18 protein-coding genes are annotated in these 22,221 nt (G+C 46.5%); 1 reads left to right on the plus strand and 17 read right to left on the minus strand.

What is annotated here, in order from left to right; all coding sequences use genetic code 11:
• Positions 1–2: 2 nt before the first annotated feature.
• The 17 genes from mraY to IEW26_RS03240 form a co-directional block, all read right to left on the minus strand.
• Complete coding sequence (gene mraY, locus IEW26_RS03160) at positions 3–971, minus strand: phospho-N-acetylmuramoyl-pentapeptide-transferase (protein ID WP_111271915.1); 969 nt, start codon at positions 969–971, stop codon at positions 3–5.
• 12 nt (positions 972–983) lie between these two features.
• Positions 984–2,396, minus strand: coding sequence for a UDP-N-acetylmuramoyl-tripeptide--D-alanyl-D-alanine ligase (locus IEW26_RS03165; RefSeq protein ID WP_308423445.1), 1,413 nt, complete (start codon positions 2,394–2,396; stop codon positions 984–986).
• The gene (locus IEW26_RS03170) at positions 2,396–4,045 is read right to left on the minus strand and encodes a UDP-N-acetylmuramoyl-L-alanyl-D-glutamate--2,6-diaminopimelate ligase (protein WP_373288402.1); all 1,650 of its coding nucleotides are present in this window, start codon (positions 4,043–4,045) and stop codon (positions 2,396–2,398) included. The genes IEW26_RS03165 and IEW26_RS03170 overlap by 1 nt, the downstream gene beginning before the upstream one ends.
• Positions 4,023–5,975, minus strand: coding sequence for a stage V sporulation protein D (locus tag IEW26_RS03175; protein ID WP_145404082.1), 1,953 nt, complete (start codon positions 5,973–5,975; stop codon positions 4,023–4,025). Before IEW26_RS03175 ends, IEW26_RS03170 begins: the two co-directional genes overlap by 23 nt.
• A 92-nt stretch (positions 5,976–6,067) precedes the next feature.
• Positions 6,068–8,419 carry a penicillin-binding transpeptidase domain-containing protein gene (locus IEW26_RS03180; RefSeq protein WP_188591225.1) on the minus strand — a complete coding sequence of 784 codons (2,352 nt, stop codon included), beginning with the start codon at positions 8,417–8,419 and terminating at the stop codon, positions 6,068–6,070.
• A gap of 12 nt (positions 8,420–8,431) precedes the next feature.
• Positions 8,432–8,860, minus strand: coding sequence for an FtsB/FtsL family cell division protein (locus IEW26_RS03185; RefSeq protein ID WP_188591226.1), 429 nt, complete (start codon positions 8,858–8,860; stop codon positions 8,432–8,434).
• A gap of 26 nt (positions 8,861–8,886) precedes the next feature.
• A complete protein-coding gene (rsmH, locus tag IEW26_RS03190) occupies positions 8,887–9,837 on the minus strand; it encodes a 16S rRNA (cytosine(1402)-N(4))-methyltransferase RsmH (RefSeq protein WP_145404085.1) in 951 nt (316 codons plus the stop codon).
• 18 nt (positions 9,838–9,855) lie between these two features.
• Positions 9,856–10,293, minus strand: coding sequence for a division/cell wall cluster transcriptional repressor MraZ (gene mraZ / locus IEW26_RS03195; RefSeq protein WP_091014054.1), 438 nt, complete (start codon positions 10,291–10,293; stop codon positions 9,856–9,858).
• A gap of 278 nt (positions 10,294–10,571) precedes the next feature.
• The gene (locus IEW26_RS03200; RefSeq protein ID WP_188591227.1) at positions 10,572–11,837 is read right to left on the minus strand and encodes an adenosylhomocysteinase; all 1,266 of its coding nucleotides are present in this window, start codon (positions 11,835–11,837) and stop codon (positions 10,572–10,574) included.
• A gap of 84 nt (positions 11,838–11,921) precedes the next feature.
• Positions 11,922–13,553 (minus strand): bacillithiol biosynthesis cysteine-adding enzyme BshC, encoded by a 1,632-nt coding sequence (bshC, locus tag IEW26_RS03205; RefSeq protein WP_188591228.1) that lies wholly within the window; start codon positions 13,551–13,553, stop codon positions 11,922–11,924.
• 154 nt (positions 13,554–13,707) lie between these two features.
• Positions 13,708–15,477, minus strand: a complete 1,770-nt coding sequence (locus IEW26_RS30610) for an ABC transporter ATP-binding protein (RefSeq protein ID WP_188591229.1) — start codon at positions 15,475–15,477, stop codon at positions 13,708–13,710.
• A gap of 17 nt (positions 15,478–15,494) precedes the next feature.
• Positions 15,495–16,376 carry an ABC transporter permease gene (locus tag IEW26_RS03215; RefSeq protein WP_373288430.1) on the minus strand — a complete coding sequence of 294 codons (882 nt, stop codon included), beginning with the start codon at positions 16,374–16,376 and terminating at the stop codon, positions 15,495–15,497.
• A 47-nt stretch (positions 16,377–16,423) separates the two neighbouring features.
• Positions 16,424–17,356, minus strand: coding sequence for an ABC transporter permease (locus tag IEW26_RS03220; RefSeq protein ID WP_145404090.1), 933 nt, complete (start codon positions 17,354–17,356; stop codon positions 16,424–16,426).
• Between the two features lie 191 nt (positions 17,357–17,547).
• Entirely contained in the window at positions 17,548–19,248 is a 1,701-nt protein-coding gene (locus tag IEW26_RS03225; RefSeq protein WP_145404091.1) for a peptide ABC transporter substrate-binding protein, read from the minus strand.
• Between the two features lie 150 nt (positions 19,249–19,398).
• Entirely contained in the window at positions 19,399–19,773 is a 375-nt protein-coding gene (locus IEW26_RS03230; protein WP_111271904.1) for a DUF3397 domain-containing protein, read from the minus strand.
• Complete coding sequence (locus IEW26_RS03235) at positions 19,773–20,747, minus strand: ketopantoate reductase family protein (RefSeq protein ID WP_188591230.1); 975 nt, start codon at positions 20,745–20,747, stop codon at positions 19,773–19,775. The genes IEW26_RS03230 and IEW26_RS03235 overlap by 1 nt, the downstream gene beginning before the upstream one ends.
• A gap of 206 nt (positions 20,748–20,953) precedes the next feature.
• Positions 20,954–21,604, minus strand: a complete 651-nt coding sequence (locus IEW26_RS03240) for an RsfA family transcriptional regulator (protein WP_111271902.1) — start codon at positions 21,602–21,604, stop codon at positions 20,954–20,956.
• Between the two features lie 313 nt (positions 21,605–21,917).
• Here IEW26_RS03240 and IEW26_RS03245 point away from each other — a divergent pair, with 313 nt between their 5' ends.
• Entirely contained in the window at positions 21,918–22,154 is a 237-nt protein-coding gene (locus tag IEW26_RS03245) for a DUF2626 domain-containing protein (protein WP_090923772.1), read from the plus strand.
• Positions 22,155–22,221 lie beyond the last annotated feature (67 nt).

Raw genomic sequence — 22,221 nt, forward strand, 5'->3', positions numbered from 1 at the left:
GTTTACAACCCCTTGTTGAGATAAAGTCCAAGAGCGGCCAAAATCGCACCTACCGCCCAAAAGGTAATGACAACCCGCCATTCTGACCAGCCACTCAGCTCGAAATGATGATGAATGGGGCTCATTTTGAATACACGTTTGCCACGAGTCTTGAAAGATATGACCTGGATCACGACAGAGAGAACCTCAATAACAAAAATACCTCCAATGACGAGGAAGAGAAGCTCTGTCTTCGTAACAATAGCAATCGCGCCGATTGCTCCCCCGATTCCGAGTGAGCCCGTATCGCCCATAAAAACCTTGGCTGGATGTGCATTGTAAACCAGGAAACCAAGAACAGCTCCAATCATCGCAGCTGCACACACGGCGGCTGGCATTGACGTTGCCTGCATCGCCACAATAGCAAAGGCTCCAAACGCAATCGCACTGACTCCAGAAAGCAAACCATCAAGTCCGTCCGTGAAGTTCACCGCATTCGTAATGGCAAGCATCATAAATACAACAAACGGATAATAAAACCATCCTGTCCAGTCAAATGAAACCGAGGTTCCGGGAATGGAAATCGCGGTGCTGTGTCCATTTTGAATAAGCAAATAACACATCAGCGCACTGAAGAGCAGCTGTCCCAGCATTTTTTGTCTGGCTGTAAGTCCAAGCGAACGCTTGAATACAATTTTGATATAGTCATCCAGAAAACCAATGAGTCCAAATCCCAGCGTTGCGACAAGCAGCACATAAAAGTCGGTGTTCTTGACCGCAGAGAATTTAAGAAAAGCCAAAGTGAAGGCAAGTAAAATTACAACTCCGCCCATCGTTGGTGTCCCGCTTTTTTTCAGATGGCTCTGAGGTCCATCCTCTCTGACCTGCTGCCCGAATTTCATTCTGCGCAGCAGCGGAATCAGAAGCGGTGCGGCAATCACCGCCAGAATAAATGAAACGCCGATTGTTAACAGTAATACCTGAAAATCCATGGGTTCACCCCTCTAGTCTACTCGATTGTGTAATGGTGCTGTCTGCAGTACTTGAACCACATCCTCCAGCTTCATGCCTCGGGAGGCCTTGAACAGAACAACGTCTCTGGCATGAAGATGCTCAAGCAAATGACGGGTCAACGCTTCTTTACTGTCAAAGGCATGCACAGCATCTGTCTCCATATGCTTCCTCGCTCCCTCGGCAATATGCAAGGATAACGGTCCGTATACCAGCACTCTATCCACTTTGGCAGGGGTAATATACATACCTATCTCATGATGAAGCTGCTCTTCCTGAGGACCTAACTCAAGCATATCTCCGAGCACAGCAACCTTCATCCGATATCCTTTCAGACCTTCCAACACATCAATGGCCGCCTTCATCGAAGTCGGGCTTGCATTATATGCATCATTCAGGAGAGTGAGCCCACTAACCGCCTGTGTCACCTCAATACGCATACCTGTCAGCTTCAGCTGCGATAAACCTGCCGCCATATTCTCTGAGGTAACGCCAAAATGACGTGCCACAGCCATCGCAGCCAGGCAGTTGACCACATTATGCGTGCCCAGCAGCGGAAGCGTATATGCTTGCTCCCCGGACTGCTTCGTTGTAAACACCATGCTATTCTGCGCGTTCATCAGCCCTGTTGCATAATCATCATTCCCGGCTTGCAGGCCAAAGGTAAATCGCTGCATGTTCTCTGGCTGTCTGGTCTCGGACTCACCCAGCACCTGAGCAATCAAAGGCTCGTCTCCGTTGTAGATGAGCAGCCCGTTCTTTTTCAATCCCGCGGCAATTTCAGCCTTGGCTCTCGCAATTTCGATTCTTGATCCAAGCTGCAACAGATGTGATTCACCAATGTTTGTAATGATTGCAGCATCGGGCTGCGCAATAAGCGACAACTCTTTAATTTCGCCCCGGCCGCTCATGCCCATTTCCAGAATGATTATCTCTGTATCCTCGGGCATACTCAATACCGTCAAGGGCAGGCCAATATGATTATTGAAGTTGCCCTGCGTTTTATGCACTTTGAATGTTGTGGAGAGAAGAGCATCTACAATATCCTTCGTTGTTGTTTTGCCGTTGCTGCCCGTGATGCCTACGACAGACGCCTGACTCTCGGCCAGATAGGCTGAAGCAAGTGACTGCAAAGCGGCGAGTGTATCCTCGACGATAATAACAGCGCCCTGCGGCGGAAGTCCGTGATCCTTTTGCCACATGGCACCTGCAGCTCCCTGCTCCAGACATGTCTGCACAAATTCATGTCCATCAAAACGTTCACCAACCAAAGGGATAAACAGACTGCCTTTCACCGGTTTACGGGAATCGGTAAACACCCCTTCGGCCATAACTCCGCTATAGACGGCAGCGTCATTTATTGTACCGCCACACATTTCGGCGATTTGCGCCAATGTTCGTTTTATCAATTGGATTTGCCCCTTATCGCTTCTTTGGCTATGATTCGGTCATCAAAATCAGTCTTGGTCGTACCGATAATCTGATAAGTCTCGTGACCCTTGCCCGCAATCAATACTACATCGTCTGGGCTTGCCATTTCAATAGCTTCCTGGATTGCCAGACGCCGATCCACAATCAAAGTGTACTGCTCAGCCGGAACAGCATCTTCAATCAGCCCCTGTTCAATGTCCTTCAGAATCAAATCCGGATTTTCTGTCCGCGGATTGTCGGAAGTTACCAGCACAAAATCACTATATTTCGCAGCAATTTTCCCCATCAACGGCCGCTTGGTTCGATCACGGTCACCGCCGCAGCCAAACACACAGATCACTCGTCCTGCTGCAAACTCTTTGACGGTACGCAGTACATTTTCGAGTCCATCCGGTGTATGAGCGTAATCGACGATAACGGCGTAAGGCTGCCCTTCATCAACGGCCTCCACTCTGCCATCCACGCCTGGAACAGTTTCCAGACTGCGCTTGATCTCTTCCAGTGGAACCCCCTCTACCAGTGCTGCAGAGATTGCTGCCATTGCATTGTACACATTGAATTTGCCTACCATACGCAGCCCAATGTCAGTGCTGCCTGCAAAGGTATCTACATGGAATGACGTTCCCTGAGCTGTGATCGAGATTTCAGAAGCACGCACGTCTGCCTTTTCCCCCATGCCGTATGTAATCACTTCAGCAGCTGTTACTGAAATAAAATATGCCGCTGCCGGATCATCTGCGTTGATTACCGCATATTTGCGACGGGAAGCTTCATCAGCGTAAGTGTTACCCAGCCGTGCAAAGAAGAGCCCTTTAGCTCCACGATACTCCTCCATCGAGTGATGATAGTCCAGGTGATCCTGCGTCAGATTGGTGAATACCGCTGTGCGAAAATCTGTACCTTTGACACGCCCCTGCTCCAGCGCATGAGATGAAACCTCCATCACGCAGCAGTCCGTACCGGCCTGAACCATATCATGCAGACTGCGCTGCAGATCAAGCGCCTCAGGCGTTGTTCCAGACATCGGATATGTACGCCCATCATAGCGCATCTGAATCGTACCGATTAGCCCCGTTTTCTGACCGTAATCACTCATAATTTTCTCAATCAAATACGTTGTCGTTGTTTTCCCGTTGGTGCCCGTTACACCGATCATTTTCATTTTGCGGCTTGGCGAGTCGAAAAAGAAATCCGAGAGAACAGCCATGGCAAAACGACTGTCTTTGACAATTAACTGCGGCACAGGCAGATCCAGCTGACGCTCCACTACAAGAGCTGACGCACCAGCTTCCACTGCTTTTGCAGCATAATCATGACCGTCCACTGTATGCCCCGGAAGACAGATAAACAGATCACCCGGCTGAACCTGCCGGGAATCTGTCTGAAGGTTGTGGCATTCTATATTGGAGTCGCCTACGAGACGAGCGGTCGTCAACTTGGATTCAAATTGGTTTAAAAGCACATGAATAACCTCACTTTTCAAATAGACTTCTGTAATTAAAGGATACGCTGCATTATTAATATCGGCTATATCACCAAATAATGAAACGCACTTTAAAGAATTTTGTTGCGGTGTAAGCCAGAAACCCGCTCCTGCCCAATCATTCGTCCTTGCTATGGTCATGCCCATCCTTCAGCACGTCACCCATATATATGCGTATCGTTGATCCTTGATCCACCCTTGCCCCAGGTTTGGGTGCCTGATTAATTACATATTTGCCACTGCCGGACTTCGCCAACATAAAATTCATGTTCAGGTCCTCGTACAAATCTGCAACCGTTGCTCCGGTAAGATCAGGAACCGTCACGATTTTGGTTTCACCATATTTATACTCTTTGGAAAGTTGATCCTTGCGTACAGGCACGTTCATGTAGTGCAGTGAATCCTCCAGAATATTTTGCACAATCGGAGCGGCAACCACACCCCCGAATTGAATGCCCTTGGGATTATCCACTGCAGTATATACAACGATCTGCGGGTCATCGGCTGGAGCGAATCCGATAAAAGATACAATATGCTCGGTGGAGGAATAACGTCCATTAATAACCTTCTGAGCTGTACCCGTTTTGCCGCCGACCCGGTACCCGTCAATAAATGCCGGACGCCCTGTACCTTTGGCTACGACACTTTCAAGCGCTTCTCGCACTTGCTTGGATGTATTCTCCGAGATCACCTGACGAACCAGTTCGGGCTTCACTTCCTCCAGTACCTCTCCGGTTTCGGGATGTACCCAGGCCTTCGTCACATAAGGTTTGTAGAGCTTGCCTCCGTTGATCGCAGCGGATACCGCAGCCACCTGCTGAATAGGCGTTACAGATACACCTTGACCGAAAGCAGTTGTGGCAAGCTCGACAGGCCCTACATTGGATAATTTAAAAAGGATACCGCTTGCTTCACCGCTAAGATCGATTCCCGTTTTGGTACCAAAACCGAAATTTCGGATGTAGGAAAACAAGGACTCTTTGCCAAGCTTTTGTCCCAAAGCGACAAAGCCCGGGTTACAAGAGTTCTCTACCACCTGAAGGAAGGTCTGGCTTCCATGCCCCCCCTTCTTCCAGCAGCGCAGACGCGCACCGCCAACCTCCACAAAGCCCGGATCAAAAAATTGATCCTGCTGCAGATTTACCTTTTTTTCTTCCAGCGCAGCAGCGAGTGTAATAATCTTGAAGGTTGAACCTGGTTCATAGGTCATCCAGATGGGCAGATTGCGGTTGTAAATCTCCGACGGGTACTGCTGATAATCTGCCGGCTCGTAGCCCGGGCGGCTCGACATCCCCAGAATCTCGCCTGTCTTGGGATTCATGGCAATTGCCAGAGCGGAATTGGCCTGAAACTTGACCATAGCCTGATCGAGCTCACGTTCCATAATCGACTGAATGGATTTATCAATCGTCAGCTTGAGATTAAGGCCGTCCTTCGGTTCCACATACTTCTCGGATGAGCCCGGCATAAGCCTTCCGGCCGCATCGGACAAGTAGGATACACTGCCATTCAGACCATTCAGCTTGTCATCATACCTTTTTTCCACACCCGTCAGCCCCTGATTGTCGATACCTGTAAATCCAAGAATGTGGGCAGCCAGATCATCATATGGATAGAAACGTTTATTATCCTCGGCAACAACGATACCCGGAAGCTTCAAATCACGGATGCGCTGAGCTTTCTCCATCGTAATTTTGCGGCCGCCGGGTTGTAGTCGTACGATTAGCTCTCTTTTCTTGATGGTTGCCAGCACTTTTTCTTCCGTCATACCCAACAACGGTGCAAGTGCACGAGCCGTCGTCTCGGCTTCCTTGACCTGAGCAGGGATCGCCATAATTGTCGGAGTAGTTACGTTATAGGCCAGAGCGGTGCCATTTCGATCAAGGATCTCTCCTCTTTTGGCTGTGTAGGGTATGTTGCGGCGCCAGGATTCCTCCGCTTTTGCCGATAATTCCGGGCCTTGACCCAACTGTACATAAGCAAGCCTGATCACCAGGGCTGAGAATAACATCACCAAAATCAATAAACTCCACAGCAGCCTGCGCCGCAGATTCACACTTGATCCCTTCACGAAAAGATCCCCCCACTCGTCCCAAAATCATGAACTGTCTCATTCATGAATATTCAGGACAACCGGGGGTTAGAACAAGCTGTCTATGAAGCTTATGGAAGCGAAGCCCCTTTACCGGCTGATGAATCCGAGTTTGCTTCCGGATTCGTCTGCGTTTGGGAGTCACTTTGACTCTGGGTGCCCCCAGACTCGTCTTTCTCCTCCGTTGCAGCAGCCTTATCATCGGTTTTCGCGTTCTCATCCTTCTTCTCTGCGTCCGGATCGGATGAATCTGGCGCTTCATCAGCGATGCCGGTTACGGCGGCCTTTGCTGTCTGTAACGTCAGCTGTACTGTACGCTGCTCGCCTGACACCTGTTCCTTTTGCTTCACAACGTATCCCTCACCCTTGGTCGTAACTCCCACCTTCATGAGTGAAAGTATTTCTAATGCATCACGCAGGGATTCACCGGTCAGATCAGGCACCTTCATCTTGCTGCTTTCCTCAGTGAGCAGATACACACGCTGACCCGGATTCATCGAAGCCCCGGCCTGCGGATACTGTCGAATGACATTTTCGCCCTGACCCAGTGTTACATAAGCGATACCTGAGTTCAGAAGCTGACTTCTGGCCTGCTTCGCTGTTTTACCACTCAAGTCTGGAGCCTTGGCCTGCAATACAACCGTTTCTTTTGACTTTTTGTCATTCGTTTTGGCGGTATCTTTCGGAACACCCATATATTGCAGTGTTTGGCTTACAACCTTTTTGAACACCGGAGCGGCTGCAGTGCCTCCCCCAATGTTGGTACCATCTGGCTGGTCAATAACAATCAGCATGGCAATCTTCGGATTGTTGACTGGTGCAAAACCGATAAACGAAACGACATCTTTGCTTTTGCTGTATTGACCATTAATAACCTTTCTCGCTGTTCCCGTCTTGCCTGCAACGCGGTATCCCTCAATATAGGCATTGCGACCTGTACCGATGGTCTGGTCAGCTACAACCTGTTCCAGATACCCGCTAACAAGCTTGGCAGACTCTTTCGAGATCACCTGACGAACAACTTTGGGTTTGATCACTTCTGTTGAACCGTCATTCGGATTAATAATTTCCTTCACCAGATGAGGTTGAAGCAACTTCCCACCGTTAGCAACGGCCGAGATGGCAGCTAACTGCTGAATCGGAGTTACTTGAACGAGACCGTGACCGTAAGCTGCGGTAGCAATCTCCGATTTATAAATCAGTGGTTTGATTGGCGATGCTGCTTCACTCGGCAGATCAATACCTGTCTTTTTACCAAAACCGAACTGATCTATGTAGTGGCGCAGCCTCTCTCCACCAAGCATGTTATAACCAAGGTTAACAAAGGCAATGTTACTGGAGCGCTTCACACCTTCAAGATACGAGATCCGTCCATATGAATGACCATTATCACTGATGGTAAAACCACCAATACGCGTTGGCTTTGATTCAAACGTTGCATTCGGATCAAACAGTTTCTCTTCCACGGCGCCCGCAAGCGTAACAATTTTGAACGTGGAACCCGGTTCATAGATGGACTGCGTTGCATGGTTGATAAAGTTTTTCTGATCCGGCGTGGACGCGTACGTATTCGGATTAAAGGTTGGCCAATTGGCCATGCCCAGAATTTCCATCGTGTTCGGATCGGCAGCAATGACGGTCATACTAAGCGGATTATACTTGGCAACCGTCTCTTTCATGGCCTCCTCAATATAGAGCTGGATCGTATCATCAATCGTCAGCTTCAGGTTTTTACCGTTTTGAGGCGGCAGGTAGCTGTCTTGTGAATCTGGAAGCTTGATGCCCTTGGCATCCTTCTGATAGTTCAGATAGCCGTCTGTGCCTGTCAACACATCGTTGTATGATACTTCAAGCCCATTGACTGCTTTACCGTCACGGCTCATATAACCGAGCACATGAGAGGCCAGCGTCTGCTCAGGATAAAAACGCTTGGATTCCTGTGTCATGACAATTGCATTACCAGCCTTGTACTCATCCTGCAGCTCTTCACGCAGTGCTTTAACCTTTTCAGCAAGCTCTGGGCTGATTTTGTAACCTTCACTGCGCACTTCACGCTGCTGAAAGAATTCCCCTTTACTATTCTTCGCTGTAACAAGAGCACGCATCTCACTCTCATTTTTTTTCAGCAAAGCGGACAGCTTCTGTGTCACTTCGTCCTCAATACCCAATTGATTAATCAACAGCGGGTTCACTGAAACCGTGTAGGCCGGTGAATCCGTGGCGAGCACATTGCCATTGCGATCTGTAATGGTTCCCCGAGCAGCTTTGATCGTCTGTTCCCTCTCAATCAGACCTGCTGCCCGTTCCTGCCATTCGTCGCCATTTACCACCTGAATGAAAAATATACGTGTTACGAGTACAAGAAAAAAGAGGGTAATAAATCCCCCTATTAACAACGTGCGCATTTTTATTCGTTTTACCATCGAAACACCTCTTTATTTGCTGCTAGCTGCATTCGAGGATGACTCAGCACCCGTTGATGTGTTTGTCGTGGTTGTGCGAGGTACAAAAATGACATCCTTGTCGGAAGCTTCAACATAGCCTAGAGCTTTTGCATTTTCTACTACCTGATTGTTCAGTCTTTCCTTCTCCACTTGCAAATCAGCAATTGCCTTCTGATCTTCCTTGACTTCTGCAATTGTGGACTGGGCCTGCTTGTTCAGATCATAAATATGTGCGTAGCGAGACATCAGCAGCCCCCCCACAACAATCACTGCCATAAGCGTGAGCAGATATAGAAACTTTTCGCGAGCCGGCAGACCCGTTCGACGTGTAACTACTTTGGTGGTTTCCTTATACCTCTGCTGCGTTACACGCTCTTGTGTTTTTGGTTTTACCGCTAGATTGCCACGTGTATATGCCATTCGAAGGCTCCTCCTCCATTTTTGTTCTACAATTTCTCAGCTACACGCAGCTTGGCTGATCGCGCACGAGAGTTTTCAGTAAGCTCCGCCTCCGTTGGAGTCAGCGGTTTTCGGTTCACGAGACGCAGAGTCCCTTTGCCGCCGCATACACATAACGGAAAGTCAGGTGGACATGTGCACTTTTCAAGATAACTGCTGAAGATCTGCTTACATATCCGATCCTCAAGGGAATGGAAGGTAATCACAGATACGCGCCCCCCTGGCGCGAGACAACGAACAGCTTGATGCAGCCCTTCTTCAAAAGCACCCAGTTCATCATTTACAGCAATACGCAGCGCCTGAAAACTTCGTTTGGCAGGATGTCCACCAGTTCGGCGGGCTGCCGCCGGAATACCTTCCTTGATCAATTCCACAAGCTCGCCTGTCGTTTCGATCTCGGACTGACTGCGCTTCTCCACAATGACGCGAGCGATCCGTTTGGAAAACTTCTCTTCCCCGTAACGATAGAGAATCCGGGCAATCTCTTCCTCCGGCCACTCATTCACAATCTCTTTGGCAGTCAGAAAAGCATCCTGATCCATACGCATGTCCAGCGGTGCATCGTGATTGTAGCTGAACCCGCGTTCTCCCTCGTCAAATTGCGGAGAAGAAACCCCCAAATCATACAAAATTCCATCAACTTGCGGTATGCCATCTTTCATCGGAACGTCAAGGTCCTTGAGCACCTGTTCCAAATCCCTGAAATTGGTTTTCACCAATGTAACCTGGTTTTCATAAGCAGCGAGCTTCTCTCGTGCATTGTCCAAAGCCCAATCATCCTGATCGAGTGCGATCAAACGTCCCCCCGGACCTAACTTGGATGCAATGACAGAGCTGTGTCCCGCGCCTCCTAAAGTGCAGTCCACGTATATACCGTCCTGCTTGATGTTTAGTCCCTCGGTTGCCTCTTCTTTGAGTACGGTGATGTGGTGAAACAACCTGCACCCCTCCTTACGTTATAAGTCAAAATTAAAATCGACCAGCTTTTCGGCAATGTCGTTGAATGCTTCCTCGGATTGATTGAAATAACTCTCCCATATGCCTTTGCTCCAAATCTCCACCCGGTTGGACACACCAAGAACAACACAATCCTTGTCCAGTTTGGCGTACTCTCTCAAGTTGCCCGGCAGATTTACCCTGCCCTGTTTGTCCAGTTCACATTCGGTTGCACCTGAGAAAAAAAACCGGGTAAACGCACGTGCATCAGATTTCATCAGTGGCAGTGCTTTGAGCTTCTGTTCCATGACCCCCCACTCCTCCATGGGGTACACGAAAAGACACTGGTCCAAACCTCGTGTGACAACGAAAGAAGATCCGAGTGATTCGCGGAATTTAGCCGGAATGATAACCCGACCTTTATCATCAATGCTATGCTGAAACTCTCCCATAAACATTGGTCCACTCACTCCTCACCCATTTCCCCCACTTTGCCCCACTTTCCACCACCTAAGCATAATAGATTCGGTTAAAAAAATCAAAACCCTTCTTGACATTCCTGTTTTTTATTTATCAATTCATCAAAAAAAACGTCTCTGATCCTGTCATTCAGGATCAAAGACGTTTCCCGGTTACGGGCAATCGTATTATGTGTACCCGCATATGAGCCATATCATCAATACACCATTCTATATCTTTTGAATCAGGTTATCAGCTTGTAATTAATGGATATCGTTTAAAATTTCCAGCTATCCAAGTAATTTTCCTGCTCAGCAGACAAGGTGTCGATCGCGATATTCAAACTTTCCAGTTTGTAACTTGCAACCTGCTGATCAATCTCATACGGAACATTTACTACGTTTTTGCCTAGAGTCTCATAGTTCTCACTTACATAACGCAGGCCAAGCGCTTGCAGCGCAAAGGTGGTGTCCATAATTTCAGCCGGATGCCCGTCAGCCGCTCCCAGATTAACCAAGCGACCTTCTGCAAGAAGATACATTTTACGACCGTCCTTGAAGCGATACTCCTCAATATTGCGGCGAACGGTGCGTATGGAGTCGGAACGTTTGGCGAGCTCCGGTTTGTTAACCTCGACATCAAAGTGACCGGCATTACTCAAAATCGCTCCGTCCTTCATCACATCGTAATGCTCACCTGTAATGACATCCTTATTGCCGGTCACTGCGATAAAGAAGTCTCCGATCTTCGCTGCCTCCAGCATCGTCATTACCCGGAAACCGTCCATATGAGCTTCGACCGCTTTAATCGGATCGATTTCAGTAACAATCACATTGGCCCCCAGGCCTTTGGCACGCATCGCTACCCCTTTACCGCACCATCCGTAGCCAGCAACGACAACATTTTTACCAGCAACTACAAGGTTGGTGGTACGAATGATTCCGTCAAAAGCCGATTGTCCCGTACCATAGCGATTATCAAACAGGTATTTGCAATAAGCGTCATTCACCGCAACCATCGGGAATCTCAGCTGTCCCTCTTTCGCCAAAGCTTTCAGTCGAATAATACCTGTTGTCGTTTCTTCTGCCCCGCCGCGAATCGTAGCAGCAAGGTCAGGGCGCTCCGACGCGATAATCGTAGCAAAATCTCCGCCATCATCTATGATCAGATCAGGCTTCACTTCAAGAGCACGGAGCTGCAATGCCTTGAATTCAGCTGGCTCCGGATTATATTTAGCATATACCGTCACACCGTCTTCAACCAAAGCCGCACAGACATCATCTTGAGTGGAGAGCGGATTACTGTGTGTAATCGTTACATCAGCCCCTCCAGCCTGAATGACTTTTGCCAGATAAGCCGTTTTTGCTTCCAGATGAAGACAAATAGCAACCTTGAGCCCTTTAAATGGAAGATCCTGTTCAAACTGACGGCGAATTCGGTTCAACACCGGCATATGCGCCTCAACCCAATCAATTTTCAAATGTCCCTCTGAAGCAAGTCCCATATCTTTAACGATACTGTTCTGCAGTGAAGATGTGGTCACTCGATCTCCTCCTCATATGTGTCTCTTCTATTAAAACATTCATACCATCAAAACACTTAGTAAAGATTGATATTATCAACATACTTACAATCGAATAACCTGGTGCTGCCCTTTAAATTCAGCAGATGCTTGAATCAATTCCTCAATCCAGTGCGTTCCATAACGATTCAGGTAATAGAGTGCATTATGTACTCGTTCCTGCGGTTTCCCCATCGGGAACAGAGCATGCTGAATACCGTTCCAATGCCTTAAACTCACTGCATGTTTATCTTCGATAGCCCTGCGAGTCTGCCGCTCCAGATATTGAATCTGCCCATGAATTTTAACCAGATTTGCTTCGCCGATTCGACTTAGTCCAGGATGCAGCTCCGCAACCTGCTCCAGCAGCGGTCGGTACAGGGTCATAAACTGCTCACGAACCTGTGTAAACTGCTCATCGACTTGGAACGTTTCCTGCTGTGCAAGCCATTTTTCCTTCTTATCCTGTAAATGATACTGTACTTCCTGGAAAGTAAGTCCATATTGTTGCATATGTTTATCGTGCACATCCTCCAGAATCGTGAAAGAGAGACGCGGCAGCAGTATAGGCATCTGCAAGCCAAATGAGCGGAACGCTTCGCGTGTCAGACCCCAGTATGCAATCTCGCCGTGTCCCAAAATTGCAGCTGCCACAGGCAGTAAAGAATCCTGCATCAATGGACGAGTCAGTACGTTGTTGCTGAAACGTTCAGGATGCTGCTTCAGTTCCTGCAGCAAACGCTCTTCTGTAAACGATACAAGCCCTTTGCGGTCCTGATACAGGTTTTCCTTGAGCGTCAATAACAAACGAACCCCTTCGTGAATATAAAAGAGGTTGGCACCATCCTCTGCCACCTCGGCTGGCATGGCATAACCCGCTTGATCAACTAACGAAGCACCCTGTAAGTAAGAGGTACGTAATGACGCATTTTGCTGAATCATTCTTGCAAATACAGGCTGCTCCAGTTTACGCAATTCCGGATCGGCTGCATCCATAAGAATCAGGCCGCTGCTTGCAAACAAAGCCGATATAATACGGGCAAAAGCATCGCTCAGATTAGAGCTGGCACGATGAATTTCTGTAAGCTGCTTTATTAGTCCAGGCTTATAAATGGTATCCGGCAGCAAATGCTCTACCTGCTTAAGCACATGCTCCCACTGTTCCCGTTTCACCTGCACATGACTGACAGAGTCTCTTCCCGTAAAGTGTCCCTGTAGTTTTACTTTGCGCATGTCCCCCTGTGGTTCAGGCAAATACGTATGGTTAACCTCATCCCAGTCATGATCCTCACCCGCAATCCAGAACACAGGAACAACCGGATGTTTTAATTGCTTCTCTGCTTCACGAGCGGCAGCAACCACGCTCGCAGCTTTGTATATAACAAACAAAGGTCCGGTCAGCAGCCCGCTCTGTTGTCCTCCAGTAACGACCCATGCATTCTCTTCCACAAGACGGGTAATGGATGCATGAACATGATCATGATTGTTCACTCGTTTATTATATATACGTAAATATGACGCCAGTTCATGACGATCAACACGTGTATGCTCCGATTGTTTAAGCCATTCAGCGCGCGCGTGGAGGCCATTTTCCCAGCGAATATCATATTCATACAGGCTTCGCGCAGCATCTGCCGTACAGATATAATCCTCTGCAAGCTTTGATCCGCTGCGGAGCGCCTCAGTAATCCCTTTCATGAGGTCTGCCTCCTATTCTGCTTCAAAGAGCCTTCCTTGATTGTACCGAATTCAATAGCGCTTCGTCAAAGGAAAGTCATAAAATATATAAAAAAAACCGCCGAACATGTCGGCGGTTATGATGTATATAATAGCATATTCTTTTTGTTGACTATTATACGTAAGGCTCTGCGACCCAGTGTCCTTTGGAAACCTCAATCAATTGAGCGTTCTCCAGGTTATATGGATCATTTACAGGACCGCCCGCAGCATTTTGAATCGGGCCGGATTGTTCTTCTGGCAGCAAAATACGGCGTTTATTTGCTTCGACTTCCGGGTCTGGTACCGGAATCGCAGAAAGCAATGTTTTGGTATACGGGTGAATCGGGTTAGAGTACAATTCTTCACTCTCTGCCAATTCCACCACTTTACCCATATACATAACGGCTACGCGGTCACTGATATGTTTAACCATAGACAAGTCATGGGCAATGAAGAGATACGTCAAGCCAAGGCGCTGCTGCAGCTCCTCTAGCAATTTAACAACCTGTGCCTGGATGGAAACGTCAAGCGCAGAAAGCGGCTCGTCGCAGATGATAAATTTAGGGTCAACGGCAAGCGCACGCGCAATACCGATCCGTTGTCTCTGTCCACCAGAGAATTCATGCGGGTAACGCAGTGCGTGACTTGGATTCAAACCTACCAGATCAAGCAACTCTTCCACGCGTCTCTTACGCTCTTTGGAGCTTGTTGCCAAGCCATGAATATCAAGGGACTCCCCGATAATATCCATAACGTTAAAACGTGGATTAAGCGATGCATATGGATCTTGGAAAATCACCTGCATATCCTTACGCATTTCCTTCATTTTGCGTGGGGACAGCTTGTAGATGTCCGTGCCATTGAAGTTCACACTTCCGCCCGTTGGCTCGTAAAGACGCAAAATGGTACGTCCAGTTGTAGATTTACCACAACCTGACTCACCCACAACGCCCAGTGTTTCTCCTTCGAAAATATCGAAGCTTACATCATTAACGGCTTTAAGGATATTGCCTTTACCAAGGTTAAAGTATTGCTTCAAGTTTTTCACTTGTACCAAAGGCTTGTTGCTGCCTTTGACAATACCTGCTGGTGCCGGTTTTTCCTTTTTCGGCTCATCCAGTCGCGGAAGAGCGTTAAGCAATTTAATTGTATATGGATGCTGCGGGTTGCTGAAGATTTCAGCTGTTGTGCCTGTTTCAACCACTTCGCCTTCCTTCATAACTACGACACGGTCACACATGCCCGCAACGACACCAAGGTCATGTGTAATCAGCATAATGGAGGTACCCAGCTTTTGCTGCATGTCTTTCATTACATCCAGAATTTGAGCCTGAATGGTAACGTCAAGCGCTGTAGTCGGCTCATCCGCGATCAGAAGAGAAGGACGGCAAGCAAGCGCGATTGCAATCATGGCACGCTGACGCATACCACCAGAGAATTGGTGCGGATAATGATTCATACGAATTGCAGCATTTTTGATACCTACAAGCTCCAGCATCTCAAGCGCAGCTTTGTCCGCTGCCTGTTTGGACATATTCTGGTGCTTACGTAATACTTCCGTAATCTGTTTACCCACTTTAATTGTAGGGTTCAGGGAAGTCATTGGATCTTGGAAAATCATACCGATATCTTTACCACGAATGGATTCCATCTCTTTATCTGTTTTCTTCAACAGATCTTGCCCGTGAAACGTAATATCTCCGCTCTTAACTTTTGAAGGCGGGGAGGGAATCAATTTCATGATGGTCTGGGCGGTAACACTCTTACCACTACCTGATTCACCTACGATTCCCAGCGTTTCTCCTTTGCCAATTTCAAAGCTTACATTTTTAACGGCATCAAATTCACCCGAGCGCGTCGAGAACGATACACTCAAGTCTTTGACTGTTAAAATCGGCTCCATAATCCCACCTCCTGTTTCTATTTACGTAATTTCGGATCAAGTGCGTCACGCAATCCATCACCGAGCAAATTAAATGCAAGCATCGTAACAACCATCAGACCTGCCGGGAACCACATCCGCCATGGATAGAGTGTCCAGCCTGTAAGTGCGTCGTTAATCATTGATCCCAGGGAAGATCTTGGTGCAGATACACCCAAACCGAGGAAACTCAGGAAGGCCTCAGCAAAGATTGCATTTGGGATGGACAATGTTAGTGTAACGATAATCGGTCCGACCGCATTTGGCAGCAAGTGACGGAACAATTGACGTCCAGTGCTTGCACCCATCGAACGTGCGGCAAGGATAAAGTCTCTATTTTTCAGCTGCATAATCTCACCACGTACAATCCAGGACATGCTGATCCAGCCAGTAATGGTAAGTGCAATAATAATTGTTGTAAGACTTGGCTCCAGAACAACCAACAGCAGGATAACTACCAGCATGTATGGCAAAGAGTATAAAATTTCGGAAAACTTGTTCATGATACCATCAACGCGTCCACCATAATAACCCATGATTGCACCATAGATTACCCCGATCACAAGGTCAATCAACGCTGCAGCAAGACCTACGGTCAAGGATACCCGTGCTCCGACCCATGTTCTTACCCATACATCACGACCCAGGTCATCTGTACCAAACCAGTGCTCCGCACTTGGCGCACTGTTCGCATTAAGCAAATCATTAGAATAATAATTGTACTTTGTAAACAAAGAAGTTGGTCCAATCAAAGCAAAGAGTACAACGAGAACCAATACACCAAGACTGATCATCGCAGCTTTGTTGGTCGCCAATCTGTACATCGCGTCTCTAAAAAGGGATACACTTTCCTGCGGCTTCACCGCTGCCTGACTGTTCAGGTCAGTGTTCGCCGTTCCATTATTGTTATTATTCGTGCCAGACAACGTTATGCCCCCTTCCGGCTTTCCAGCTTAATTCTAGGATCAATTAATACGTAAGCGATATCTGTAAGGAAACGTGCCAACATCAGGAGAATACCATAGAAGATGGTGATCCCCATGATCATTGTATAGTCACGGTTTGTGATACTTTCGACAAACACTTTACCAATACCACCAATATTAAAGATCTGCTCAATAACAACAGAACCCGTAATAATGTTGGCTGTCATTGGACCTACATACGTAACAACAGGCAAAATACCGTTACGAACAACATGTTTGAACATGATTGCAGGCCATTTCAAACCTTTGGCTTTAGCCGTTTTGATATAATCTGCATGTAAAACCTCCAGCATGCTTGAACGCGTCAAACGTGCAATAAAGGCAATTGGTGATGCTGACAAGGCAGCAACAGGAAGCACGTAGTCTAGTGGTCCATCGAAGCCCATAACGTTAAACCAGCCCAGTTTAAATGCAAATACATATTGTAATAGGGACGCCAGCAAGAAGCTTGGTACAGCGATCCCGATAACAGCAAGAACCATGGTTACGTCATCAATCAGTTTTCGGTGATAAACAGCTGCGAGCAGACCCAGCAGCACCCCAACAATGATTGAGATAATGATCGCAAATATACCCAGCTTCAATGAAGCAGTGAATGTTTCCGCAATCATGCCGGACACATCACGGTTCAAATACTTCATTGAAACTCCAAAGTCACCTTTGATGATTCCACCCATGTATTGCAGATATTGTTCATACATCGGCTTGTCCAATCCATATTTGGCTTCCAGGAGCGCACGGATTTCAGGTGAAACTTTTTTCTCCGATGTAAAAGGGTCACCAGGAATGGCCTTCATCAGGAAGAAGGTCATTGAAGCGAGTATGAAAAGCGATAGCAGCATAAATAGCAGTTTTTTCAAAACGTACTTAACCAACCCTTGCACACCTCCACAAACAATATTTTGTATACAAATCGATTGTAGAATTAGACAGAGATAAAGTCCAATCCATTTATCGGAAATTTCAAGAATTATAAGGAAAATCAGTGCACATACAAAAAAATCGGGATATATATGGAATTCCACATATATATCCCGAAGTAAATCATATTAGACTTCAGAACAACTTACTTCTCTTCCAAATATGCGCGAGTGAAGTCAATTGCTCCACTGAAATCAAGTTGTACACCTTTAAGGTAAGGCTTAGTCAAAGATACGTTAGTGTAGTAGTAGATTGGCATTACAGCCATTTCATCTTGAATCAGGACTTTCTCAGCATCAGCAAATGCAGCCATACGTGCAGCTGGATCAGCTGTTTTTACAGTGTCTTTAACATCTTTATCATACTGCTCGTTGCTGAATTTAGAGTCATTGTTTGTGTTGCCAGTAGTCCACATTTCCAAGAAGTTGTACGGATCGTTGTAGTCAGCAGACCAGCCCGCACGAGCGATTTGGAAGTTTTGGTTTTGACGATTCTCAAGGAATACGCCCCACTCTTGGTTTTCTGTTTTCACATCAACACCAAGGTTTTGTTTCCACATATCAGCGATTGCCAAAGCGATTTTCGCATGACCATCACTTGTGTTGTAGATCAAAGTAACAGCTGGAAGTGTAGTGTATCCTTCTTCTTTCATACCTTCTTCAAGCAACTTTTTAGCTTCAGTTACATCTTCTTTGAAGTAATCATCTTTGTGCTCATCGCGGAACTCGCCGTTTTCACCGCGGATACCTGGAGGTACAAATCCGAATGCAGGAATTTGACCGCCTTGTGTTACTTTATCAACAATCAGTTGACGGTTGATGGACATTGCAAATGCTTTACGGATTTTAGCGTTGTTGAATGGTGCTTCATTTACGTTGAACTGGTAGTAGTAAGTACTTGCAATACCAGTAGCTTTAAACTCGTTTGGCAATTCAGCTTTTACAGCTGGAATCTGGTCAGAAGGAATTTCACCGTTAGGTGCACCTGTGTAATCCAATTGTCCTGATTTGTAAGCTTGAAGCTCGGAAGCACTGCTGTTTGTCAGGGACATATCAATTTGAGTCAATTTAATATCAGAAGCTGCATGGTATCCTTCATTTTTCTTCACAACAATTTTTTGACCTTTAGCGTATTGATCCATTACGAATGGTCCGTTAACGATCATGTTTTTGTAATCTGTGAAGAATTTGTCATTGGTGTCAGCAGACTTGTGTACTGGGTAGTATGTGTAGAATGCTGTCAGACCCAGGAAGTAAGGAGTTGGGTTTTCCAACGTTACTTCAAGTGTGTGCTCGTCTGTTGCTTTCACACCCACTTGGGAGAAATCAGTGATTTTAGTCCCTTTGAAGTCTTTGTCTTTGCTCATGTTGAAACCTTCTGCACCCTTGATGTAGTACAATTGGTATGCATAAGGAGAAGCTGTTTCCGGTTTCAAAGCACGTTCCCAAGAACGAACGAAATCCTCAGCTGTTACAGGATCACCGTTGCTCCATTTAGCGTCCGGGTTCAAGTTAAATACATATTTCAAACCATCTTCAGAGATAGTCCAGTCTTTAGCAACACCTGGAGCTTCTTTACCATCAGCACCAATGCGAACAAGACCTTCATACAAGAACTTCAGTACCGTGTTGGTTTGGCTGTCTTTTGCTTGAGCCGGGTCCAACGTAGGAGGTTCAGCTGACAAGTTAATTTTCAGAACCTGATCTTTGGCAAGACCCTTTTCTTCACTTGCAGAACCGTTATCTGTTGTGGTACCTGTGCCTTCATTTTTCGATCCGCACGCTGCAAGTACGGTACCGAACGCCAAGATCAGCGTCAAAAGGACTAATAGACTTTTCCTTTTCATCTAACTTTTCCCCCTAAATTGATGTGGTTTATGTTTATAGATTATACAACCACCGGTCAAAAAAATCTACATTACTTTTTCAGAAAGTAATGTTTTTTTCAGTTTTCGACAAATTCGCCACAATATTTGGGCATTTCACGTTATGTAACCTCACATTTGATTCATAATGTATCTAAATAATCCAAATAAAGTAAACAAAATATATCCAAAACTCATGATCACAAATGACATGCGCCATACGGCCCGGAACATTCTTCCCCCATCAACCTTCCCTTTTAGTCGATTTTGCGCACCTCCGATAAATCCAAGCGCAATTAGTATGAGTATTAAAGTTAAATAAAATCCAAAATTCGAATCAAATGTTAAGTTGAATAACGCTGATACAGAGAAAATAAGAAAAAATGTAGTGACGTCCATCGCTGTTCGAAGCGCAATTGACTTGTCCTTCTTCCAGACAATCATGCCCCAGTACACTAGAAAAAAAGGAAAAAAGGGCAATATGCTCAATACGATGAAAATTTCCATTAACTCACTCCTTCTGATGGCATGCCTTGGATCAGATGAAGCAGCGTTTCATGTGCAGATACATTCAGATTAAACTGCTTCGCCATTTTTACGATTGATCCATTAATCGATTCAACCTCTGTTGTGTGTTTATGCAGTATATCTGCAAGCATGGAGGATGTATTGGAAGCCGTGCTGCGGCACACGCTCATCACTTGTTCCCACAAGTCCTCATCCATTTGTATCCCCATAGCCTTATATACAGCCATTGCCTCATCATACAGCTGCTTCATCATATTTAATCGTTCCGTGCGTTGAAGCAGTTCACCGTTAGGAATTCTCCATATTGCCGTAAGCGGATTAATTACCGCGTTAATTAATAGTTTTCTGAAGATCAGCTTATCGATTTCATTCGACACTGTACAGTCAAATCCTGCCTGCCGCATAACCTCAGCCAAAGTAATTATACTTTGTTCACGCTCCGTATCTCTACCCCTGTTCTTTGAAGTAACACTCAAACCAAGATGTGTCTCGCCTGCTCCTGCCCGATACACCCGCGATACTTCACGTTTCGCGCCCTCTGTTGTAATGGCACTGCATAATATAGCATCAGGTAAAGCGGATTGAAGCATGTCCAGATGTCCCAGACCATTTTGATAGCAAGCTATCCTTACATGCTGCCGGTCTTTCAGCTCTTTCAGAGATTGCATCTGATCTATAAAATCATGCATATGTGTTTGCTTCACCGTAAGCAGCATCCAGTCTCCCGGAGCCTCACGCCAAATCTCTGCCAGCTCCGATACAGGCTTGGCCTGAACAGCCTCTGGTTTGATATAGGTATCTCCGCTTCTCTCCGTGATAACAATACCGCTATGTTGAAGCTTCTCCGCCTGTTCCAAGGTTCTGGTCCAGAACCGAACATCGATGCCAGCCGCCTGCAGCTTTCCTCCAAATAAGAGACCTAATGATCCCGCTCCGACAACGTCTATATTCATATTACCATCCCCACTTTCATGGCCTCGAATCCTTCAGGCTTCCTGATTCCATTTTTGATCTTCCATACCTGACTCATATAACTGGCTCAATCTTTCTTCTTCTATAATAGAACAAAATGCACACACTAAAAACCCGTCATACCTGCCGTAATGTCACGGAGGTGTGGCGGGCTCATATTACAATGTTACATCCGGATCGAATCACACTACTCAATTCGTTCCAAATTTCCGTTAGCATCCATCTTAAATCTTGTTTTGAGTTCCTCTTCTTCTTCCGATAAAAAGGCAAGCCTGCGTGCACGATCCATAATCTGGATTAATGCCTTGTAATCATCGTTGACAACACGATAATCCGTCTGAACCTCGTTGACCTCCTTGGAAAGGCGGTCATTTTCGCAGCGAAGCTCAAGCAGCTCATCCTCCTTCTCACGAAGCTCCTTTTCCAGCATTTTAAGCTGGCGGCTGCTCTCCTGCACGGTACCCTTCCACTGCCGCAAAAAGCGAATTACCGCATCGATGGAGAGAGACTCATCAGACATACCTTCTGTCTTGTAAATTCCCTCTTCAGTTTCCATTGCAGCCAGAGCAGCGACTTGTGGACCAAGCATAGCCGGCTGTTTTCGGAGATAGCTCCGCTTCTGTCTTTGCGCTTTGGCATTACTGATTGCTGATTCATACTTTTTACGTACACAGCTGTTCCAGCGAAATCCGCATGCGGCTGAAGTTCTTCCTATTTTCTCACCCACCTCTTCAAACGCGGCCAGCTGCGTGCTGCCTTCCCGGATATGACGCAATGTAACCTCTGCCAAAATCAAATCGTCCTCTGTACTCCAAGCATCCTGTCTCACTGCAGTCATGCTATAATACCCTCCTAACACCATCCTGAAATAACCGTCCGCATAACCGGTAAACCGTTATGTGAATTAGGTATAAAAGTTGCTTTACTCATTCTTATGCCTCTCATAGAGTTCATAGAATTGATTTTCATACTAAAATGTATTTCCACATTCATGGCCCCGCATACGTAATGGATGCAAATCCTCTTGCTTTTGAGTAGATATACAAAAAAAGAATTCGCTTTCATACCCAAATTTGTTTACACCTTTTTCCTTTGTCGGTATAATGTTGTGTAGACAATCTATGAACGTACATAAGAGAGGAGGATTCACCGTGGCACGCATGTTTCGGGTACTCGGGTTCTTCACGCTTGCGATTGGCCTGATGGCTTTTGCAGGAGACTTGGTCGAAATGGCTTTGCTTTTCTTCCTGCAGACTGCGTTTTTTGTCCTTTTGGGATACTTGAAGTTCACAGAACGCACATACATATTGCTCTTCTGGGGTTATATGATCGTGACGTTCACAGGTTTCAGCTATTGGACTGTATTTCAAATGGGACTGCCGCTCTAATCCGCCAGCAGCATCAAAGCGATCCGGTTATGTCGGATTGCTTTTTTGTTGTCTTCAGATTACATCT

The organism is Paenibacillus silvae (assembly GCF_014639235.1).
Lineage (GTDB): Bacteria > Bacillota > Bacilli > Paenibacillales > Paenibacillaceae > Paenibacillus > Paenibacillus silvae.